The sequence below is a fragment of the Sphingobacterium sp. UBA7253 genome, from assembly GCF_002472745.1.
Taxonomy (GTDB): domain Bacteria; phylum Bacteroidota; class Bacteroidia; order Sphingobacteriales; family Sphingobacteriaceae; genus Sphingobacterium; species Sphingobacterium siyangense.
The window spans coordinates 7,905-15,508 of record NZ_DKSP01000172.1 but is presented as its reverse complement, the minus strand read 5'-3'; the positions used below and the strand labels follow the sequence as shown (position 1 = coordinate 15,508).

Below are 7,604 nucleotides of genomic sequence, written 5' to 3'. Positions count from 1 at the left end.
GGATGTTCATAACGGTCCCATATATTGTCAACAGCCGCAGTGGTGGTCCCAGTGCTAAATTTTACCATAAAGAGCAGAGCTCCCGAAGGGCTGCATACCGCTATAGATTTATGGTACAGCCACCTATCAAAAGATGGATTATAAATTATGACGCTACCATTTGCAAGCTGTCCGCGATAAAAAGTCGTATCCAGTAACGTAGGAGGGCTAGTATTAAAATCCAGTGAATAATTCTGGCCAAAGGTCCAGATGTTATTTTCGCCCTGGCCATACGCCAGCATTGTTAGACACGATATCAAGAAGGTAAGAAAATGTTTCATAGTCTATCATTTTAAAATGTGGCCCCGCAAAGCGAGGCCACGAGAGTTATTTATTCTTTAACAAGCTTGCAGCTTCCAATCAAATTACCTTTTTCATCAAATGCATTGATCAGATACATGCCAGCTGCAAGTGTTTCCAAATTCAGGGATTGTGCTCCGGCGGCCACGTGTTGTTTATGGATAAGCCGTCCAAGTTTATCATAGATCTGCAATTCTGCTTTGTAAGGCAGTTTCAGGTAGACTATTTTATCTGCAGGATTGGGGTAAATTGGCAACGTAATGCCTTCTTTAGGATCATGCAAGGCTGTAAGGTCGGATACTATTACCGCTGGTGAAATTCCAGCACATCCACTGGCATTTGTTACCGTTACGGTATAGCTGCCATTTACAGCAGCTATATGCGTAGGATTTGCAGCTCCGGGTATCGCCATCCCGTTCAGGTTCCATTGGTAGGAGGGGAAGGCTTGAGTAGTGGCCAGAATGTTTCCGTTACGGCTGATGACTGGGAACGGAGCTGGAGTAACAGTAATTGGAATGGTTACTGTATCTCCAGCGCTGCATTCATTAACTGGCAAAACCGTAACCGCTGCAGAGCTGGTTCCGACAATGGCAATTAGAGTATCGCCGCTGCTAATTTGTGTCCATCCTGCTGGAAGTATCCACAGATAGTTTCCTGAACCGCCAGCCGGCAGTGCCCTAAGGATAAGTGTATCACCGGCGCAGATATTACGGCTACCCCTAACTGTATCAATGGCGGCAGGAGTTATGCAGGTATTTATTTGGACCAAAAATCCATCCTGATCACCGCCGATCATAGTTTGATGCCCCCCCCGGCGTACCGATACCCGTACTGCTTAGCGTCTTTCCGGCAAGCACAATCTTGTTTCCATAAGCTGACAAAGCCGTTCCTTCATCTGACAAGGTTCCAAAATAGGAACCCCAATGTATTCCGCCTGCTGTATCAAAGCAGCTCACTATGCAATTATAAATACCGGTAAGGCTGGTATCGATGCTATTGGGAGTTGCAATACCGGTACTGCTGGCTGTCGTTCCACCGACATATATTTTGCCATCTTCTGCTGCACTAATACCGGAGATAACATCACTTTGTGAACCGCCGTAATAGGTACTCCATATACGCTCACCCGCAGTATTGAACCTTGCTAAAAATCCGTCTCCACTTGGGTCTCCAAGGCTGGCTTGATAGGCTCCGGCACTTGCGATGCCAGTTGTACTGCTGGTTGCTCCACCAATATAGATGGCATGATCTTTTGTTTTTAGCGAAAGAGCTCGATCTTGATCTGCCCCACCCAGGTAAGTCGCCCATTGGAGCTGGCCTTCTCCATTAAATTTAACCAGTAAGGCATCCTCTGCGCCTCCGTGTATGGGCTGATAAGCGCCTGGACTCGCCAAACCTGGGCTGGAGCTATATCCTGCCAACACAACGTTGCCCACCTCATCACACTCTGCGGATTGAAAGACGTCAAGCCCGGTACCACCAAAGTAAGTGGACCAAGCAAGACTGCCGTCGGTAGAAAATTTTGCTAAAAAGGCATCCTGGCTTCCGCTGAATGTAGGCTGGTAACTCCCTGGTGTTGCAATTTGCTCCATACTGGCTGTATTGCCTAAAAGATATACACCATTAGCCTTGTCGCAGGAAACGGAGACCTGTAGGGAGCCATCCTGACCATTACCCCCAAAATAGGTGCCCCATACACGCTGGCCGGCACTATCAAATTTTATCAGGAAACAATCATAACCGCTCGTTGTACCAGCTTTGACCGCCTGATAGGAGCCGGTAGTAGCAATACCCGTAGCGCTATTGGTTCTACCCGATAAGTAAACTTTACCCGAAGTATCTATTGCAATACCTCTGCCCAGGTCTGTTCCAGCACCACCAAAATAGGTACTCCACAGACAGGTGCCATCTTCTGAAAATTTTGAAAGAAAGGCATCGGCTCCCGTAAGCCCATTGCCGCCTCCAATGGTAAACTGAAATGCTCCCGTTGTCGCAATATTGGAAGCACTACCGGTACTGCCAGCAATAAAAAAACTGCCATCGCTGCCATGAGCCAAAGCTGCTATATCATCATAATCTGTTCCCCCGAAATAAGTGCTCCAGCTCACTATTGGATCAATTACCAAAGCTCCCTTAAAGTCTCCGGTACCATAGGTAAGTTCTTCGTCTCTTAAGTTATACCAGCATGCAATATTTTCTCCCGTAGCCTTTTTATAGGCTATGGGCGCTGCTTCGTTTATTGTTCCATATGGTGTTTCTGCCTCTATACTGCCGTCAGCTCTTAGTGCAAGGGAACTTGCACCGTCATAGCGGAGCCGGATATCACTGACTTTACCACCAGGATGTATGGTAAAGTCATGTTCTATTTTCCCATCTTTATTGATGTATACCGTCCAATCAATAAAAGGGTAGATATTATGGTACGTAACCTCTGTAACTGTGCCGGCCATATTTCCACTGGTCGCTACCGAGGTCAGGTAATAGCGTGCCCAACCTTTGGTTTGGAGGATTTCCTTTCTGGTAACAAACGCATCCATATTTGCACCAATCAAAATAATATCCATCCGGTACATCGTAAGCGACCTGGATTCTGAAGGTTCAAAGGTGTCTGCTTTATTAGAACTGTACCATTGATAATGGATAGCTCCAGTGCCAAGAAACACATTTAGGCCTGGCGCTGCCTGCAGCTTATAATCGATATCGTTTCGGGCCTTTCCATATTGGTCGGTTACCTGGCCTATATTACGTATAAAAGCAGGCGTTTTGTTTGTAGTTTTTGAAATACCGGAAGTTGCGGTAAGTATTAAAAATAATAGAAGGAGTGGAATTTTGCTGGTCATGACAAATGAAGATTAAATTGGTTAAAAAGTCCGGGCAGGGCGCCGGGCATTGTCATGCACAAAACAAACACTAATATTTTCATGGTTCAAAAGAAGTTTTTTCAATTGTCAACTCCTAAATATGCCTTTGTTAAGAGAAAATGGCTTACCTTCCATTAAAGTGACCAGGCTATGTACCGTAAAAAAGATGACCTCCCGTTGCTCATAAATTCCCTCTCAATAGGCGAAAAACGGCATTTTCATAACTTTTTTAAAAGAGACCAGGGGCTGAACGGCGAAGCTCTATTTCTACAGTTATACAGCATGCAGGAAACGGGCAAAAGTCAAATCCCAAAAAGTTTTGCAGATTCTTCCGAAAGGGCATTGGTATCGGCCAAAAGGCTTCTTTACGCCAATATCCTCAAAAGTCTGCGGTCATTGCACGACAATTCTTCCGTAGATATTACCCTCCAGAACATGCTTGTTGATATAGAGCTCCTCTTTGGCCATAACCTGCCGGATCAGGCATCGCTGATCCTGAATAAGGCATATAACTTAGCCGCCGATTTTGAAAAATTTGGTCATTTGCTACAGATTCTGGAATGGGAAAAACGACTCAATATCACGTTGGACGAAGTATCGAGACCTACCTCTGAGATCATTGAAGAGGAGCGGAAAGTACTGGGGCAATATACCCAGTTAAAAGGACTCGAAGGACTCTACTGTGAGGTAATGTTGCTAAAAAGAAAACACGGTTATATAAAAGGAGACCTTAAAGAACAATTGACTGCTCAAATATTATTCTCCGACCAGCTTCCGGCAGAAAACTCGTGCCTTAGCGCAAAGGCTCTATACTATCGAAACTCTGTGCTATCCGTATTCTACTGGATGGCAATTGAACCCTTAAAAGCATTTGAGCATAGTAAAAAGCTGATGCTCGGTAAAGATCATAGCATTCTGCCCGATGATTACCTGTTGGGATTGCTCCAACATATTACATCCGCTATATGCCTTGGCCTTTTTGACGAGACTGTTTATGGTATAAGAGCAGCAGAAACTTACTTCAACGATCACGACCTGCGACAATCTGCAAAACTTAAATCCCTGCTTTTTGTTTACAGATCGACTTATGAAATCAAAGCCTACATTTTTAAAGGGCAGGAGCGGAAACTTCGAAAAGCTATCTATTGGGTAGAAAAAGAGCTTGTACTACATGAGAATATTCTTCCTGCCGATCATCTCCAGATCGTGAAAGGAAATTTGATGAACGCCCATATGGCTTTGGGAAGTAGCAAGCAGGCGGATCGGCTCTGGAATAGCCTGATGCAGCTATCTCCTAAAATAGTAAGAAAGGATATCCTTTCAGACCTTTACATGTTCCGTGTTTTTGATCTTATGCAAAGCGGCAGTTATGAAGACCTGATCTCTGCCTCTTTTAAAGCGATCCGCTTTTACGAAAAAGAAGACCATGGCGGCACACAGTATGTTTTGGAGCGTGCCATTATGGTTTTATTGCGAAGAAAGGTTGCCATTGGTTCAAAGGTGTTTACCATTACCATTATCCAGGAGATTAAAAGAATGATCCATGATTTTATTATTGCTAATACCGGTTCGATAAGATTCCAGGAACACTACAGCAGGTATGTTATCTGGTGCGATGCCATAATTCATTCAGAGCCTTTTTATAAGGCAGCGGAGCGTTGGTATTCCGGATTTTTTACACGTTTGCCCAGGGCATTTTGATTTGATGGCCGTGATTATGTATCAAGAAAACCAGTCATAACATTTTGCTATTTACCTTTTTATTTTAAAATTTTTCTTTTCCGAAACTCAGCTCTAATAACAAAACCTTCAACATAATAACGTAACACAGTCCAGAATAAATAAAACAAAAGTGCTACAAAAACCATCTGTATGAGGCTATAAACTGTGGAAGGATAAAACGTTTCCTCAATGGAGGATAACAAGGTGTATTTGCAGTAACTATACCAGAGTACAGCAGCAATTGTAGCCAATATTCCAGCGATCAACATTCCCATACCAAGGCCATGTGATTGCAGCGCTGGCGTTGGTCGCTTCCCATTAAACTTCAAAAGACTTGTTTTCAGGGCTGCAGAGATTTCCCACCGGGTCAGTTGATGCTTTTTCTTAAAATTCACAATAGCCTTGTATTGGCCGGGGCGAAGAGCATATCCGAATTCACTTCTACTACGCCTAATAAAAAAGTCCACTTCGTGGCCTTCTTCAAAGTATCTGGAATTACGATTGGCAAGGTTTTGATCCGCTTGAATATCGAGAGCACGCTGAAAAGCTCTTTCCCGGAAAAATACTCTCTTTATAAAAGCAATGGCATCTGTGATTAATTTGATTTTTTCCATTTTCTTATCGCTATATATTAGTTAAATAAAAGTACAATTTATAAATCAACAAAAAAAAGACTAGCTATCTGTAAATTATCATAGAACCAAGTATGTAATTCGCAGCTTTGTTGCCGAAAGCAACATTTTTTTGATGGCTGGATAAATATCTGCTCTTCAATTAGGGTGGCATAGTTTTGGTGGAATATAATTTTTAAACTAATTATGAATAAAATAGAGAAAAGACTCCTTAAAGGAGTAAAATTTCAGTATAAAGCTTTGTTCATTTTGATGCTTTTTAGCACTAACAGTTTTGGACAAAAAGTATTTGATAACCTTACGTCCCCCAAAGAAGGCGCAAACTATTATGTTACCATCGATGGGAAAGGACCATACCGGGTTAAGATTAATGATATTCCATTTTTGACGGTGGAGAAGCAGGAGGGAAGTATTACATTTTTGGCCAATCATACCATATTAGGCAGCGGTGAGCAAGAGATTTCCTGGGAAGTAGGCCCTGGAGGAAAGATCGGAAATGCTTCCGTAAAAGAATCACGATGGAAAAATGGTAAATATAGCCCGGATTCCATTATATGGGATAGCAGTAAAAATAAGGAAAAAAGTTTCACAGCCACGGTTCCTTATAATCTCGCAGGATGGTCTAAAAGCTCTGATTTTTCTTTAAACCCCGAAAATATAAAAGCCGCTAAAAAATGGTTTTCAGAAATGATATCACTGGCCCAGCAACATAAAGGCAGCGAGTTCATGAATAGAATTGCTTTTGCAGAGCAGCAGTCCTTTTTGATGAATTATATAGGCGACGACGAAGCTAAGCAGAGGCATAAGAATTGGGCTGTCTTTTTTAATACAGGAAAATTCGAAATAGGCAATGGGAGTGAGGATGAGATAGAAGTAGTTGCCTATGGCAAACTTGTTCATCTAAAAGGAAAAAACAATCAGGGAGGAATTAAGATTTTGAGCCCGGATGGTCAGACAACCTATCTCGATATATTTCTTCATTTTCCAGCGAGAAAACAGCAGCCGGAGGCTATCATGATAAATTTCAGACAGGAGACCAGTGATTTTCGTAATCGCGTTAAATAGACTGAAAAATTGGATAGCTACTAAACCAGTATCACAAGAACTTTATTTCAATTTTCAATTTTGACTGGAAAAATTAAAACCATCAAAAAATGAAAATTCAAATCTTAAGTTTAGTAGTGATTTTGTTTACTTTAGGCTGCAGTAAAGAATCCGTACCATCCCACCAGGAGCAGCGGGCTCCATCTTTAAAAATGGCCACGGTTAAAACCCAAATTGAAAAGCCATTTAATTCCAAAAATCCGGCTGATTCAATTGGGATCATCCATAATCAGGCACTGACATTTATTTATCGAAAGCTTTCTCAAAATGGCGGTTTTTCTTCCGAAATGAAGCAAAAGTTTGTTGGAGAATTCTTTAAAAACAGGTATGGAGGAGAACCTCTTAAAGCGCTTCTACAACGTCATAAGCAAAATCAGCAAATCAAGAACCTGGAGATTAAAGATCTGACAGAAAAGCTCGGATGCTCAAGGACGTTAGCCAAAAATATCAATGATATTTTCTTAGCGGCAAAAGAAATGAAATCCCCTTCCGATTACGGTGCCTTCAAAAAGAAGATCCTAGTTGTTGAAGACAATGTTCTATCGGGAAAAATAAAAATAAGTAGGACAGAGGCCGACCAGCTTTTACATTTTACATCAATATACCGGCACTCCATGTTTTTTTGGATGGAAGCAATTTCCAAAAGTCCAGGTAAATCTGAAGCTGAATTTTTAAGGAAATTTATCCGCGCCATACTTGGCGCTGGGGCTGATGCTTATGGTGCCGTTGCAAGTTTAATTACATACGTGAGTTTCCGCTATGTCCTTGAGGATGCTGCCCTGGATAGTGCCATGATGCTTTGGGCTTTTGATTCATAGACAATAACTTCAGGAGACTAATTTCCCAGTAGAATTAGCCATTCCCCCTATTATTTGTTTAGGGGGAATCAATCATTTTTTCAGCATTCTTTCTTCTATATGGCCCTGTAAATATGAGCTTTTTTCCC

Annotated in this window: 7 protein-coding genes; 3 read left to right on the top strand and 4 right to left on the bottom strand. The window is 42.1% G+C overall.

Annotated elements, in window-relative coordinates; translation table 11 throughout:
- The 3 genes from B2X72_RS17445 to B2X72_RS17435 form a co-directional block, all read right to left on the bottom strand.
- Positions 1 to 320 (bottom strand): hypothetical protein (locus B2X72_RS17445; RefSeq protein ID WP_286850884.1); only part of this gene is annotated, 320 nt, incomplete at its 3' end.
- Positions 321 to 370: 50 nt separating this feature from the next.
- Positions 371 to 1,135 (bottom strand): T9SS type A sorting domain-containing protein, encoded by a 765-nt coding sequence (locus tag B2X72_RS17440; protein WP_286850883.1) that lies wholly within the window; start codon positions 1,133 to 1,135, stop codon positions 371 to 373.
- Positions 1,122 to 3,179: an SBBP repeat-containing protein gene (locus tag B2X72_RS17435; RefSeq protein WP_286850881.1), complete on the bottom strand. Its 2,058-nt coding sequence runs from the start codon at positions 3,177 to 3,179 to the stop codon at positions 1,122 to 1,124. Before B2X72_RS17435 ends, B2X72_RS17440 begins: the two co-directional genes overlap by 14 nt.
- 171 nt (positions 3,180 to 3,350) lie before the next feature.
- Between B2X72_RS17435 and B2X72_RS17430 the strand changes: the two genes are divergently transcribed.
- On the top strand, positions 3,351 to 4,901 hold the full coding sequence (locus tag B2X72_RS17430) for a hypothetical protein (protein ID WP_070569912.1): 1,551 nt from the start codon (positions 3,351 to 3,353) through the stop codon (positions 4,899 to 4,901).
- Positions 4,902 to 4,960: 59 nt separating this feature from the next.
- Here B2X72_RS17430 and B2X72_RS17425 read toward each other — a convergent pair whose 3' ends face one another.
- Positions 4,961 to 5,536: a hypothetical protein gene (locus tag B2X72_RS17425; RefSeq protein WP_070569914.1), complete on the bottom strand. Its 576-nt coding sequence runs from the start codon at positions 5,534 to 5,536 to the stop codon at positions 4,961 to 4,963.
- 204 nt (positions 5,537 to 5,740) lie between these two features.
- On the opposite strand from B2X72_RS17425, the gene B2X72_RS17420 reads away from it, so the two are divergent.
- Together B2X72_RS17420 and B2X72_RS17415 are read left to right on the top strand one after the other, a co-directional pair.
- Complete coding sequence (locus B2X72_RS17420; protein ID WP_070569915.1) at positions 5,741 to 6,619, top strand: hypothetical protein; 879 nt, start codon at positions 5,741 to 5,743, stop codon at positions 6,617 to 6,619.
- An 89-nt stretch (positions 6,620 to 6,708) separates the two neighbouring features.
- On the top strand, positions 6,709 to 7,476 hold the full coding sequence (locus tag B2X72_RS17415) for a hypothetical protein (RefSeq protein ID WP_070569916.1): 768 nt from the start codon (positions 6,709 to 6,711) through the stop codon (positions 7,474 to 7,476).
- Positions 7,477 to 7,604 lie beyond the last annotated feature (128 nt).

What these genes read in the sequence shown, in the direction of transcription:
- B2X72_RS17440 (WP_286850883.1), bottom strand. Translation starts at nt 1,135, where the DNA reads ATGATCGGCGGTGATCAGGATGGATTTTTGGTCCAAATAAATACCTGC.
- B2X72_RS17435 (WP_286850881.1), bottom strand. Translation starts at nt 3,179, where the DNA reads ATGACCAGCAAAATTCCACTCCTTCTATTATTTTTAATACTTACCGCA.
- B2X72_RS17430 (WP_070569912.1), top strand. Translation starts at nt 3,351, where the DNA reads ATGTACCGTAAAAAAGATGACCTCCCGTTGCTCATAAATTCCCTCTCA.
- B2X72_RS17425 (WP_070569914.1), bottom strand. Translation starts at nt 5,536, where the DNA reads ATGGAAAAAATCAAATTAATCACAGATGCCATTGCTTTTATAAAGAGA.
- B2X72_RS17420 (WP_070569915.1), top strand. Translation starts at nt 5,741, where the DNA reads ATGAATAAAATAGAGAAAAGACTCCTTAAAGGAGTAAAATTTCAGTAT.
- B2X72_RS17415 (WP_070569916.1), top strand. Translation starts at nt 6,709, where the DNA reads ATGAAAATTCAAATCTTAAGTTTAGTAGTGATTTTGTTTACTTTAGGC.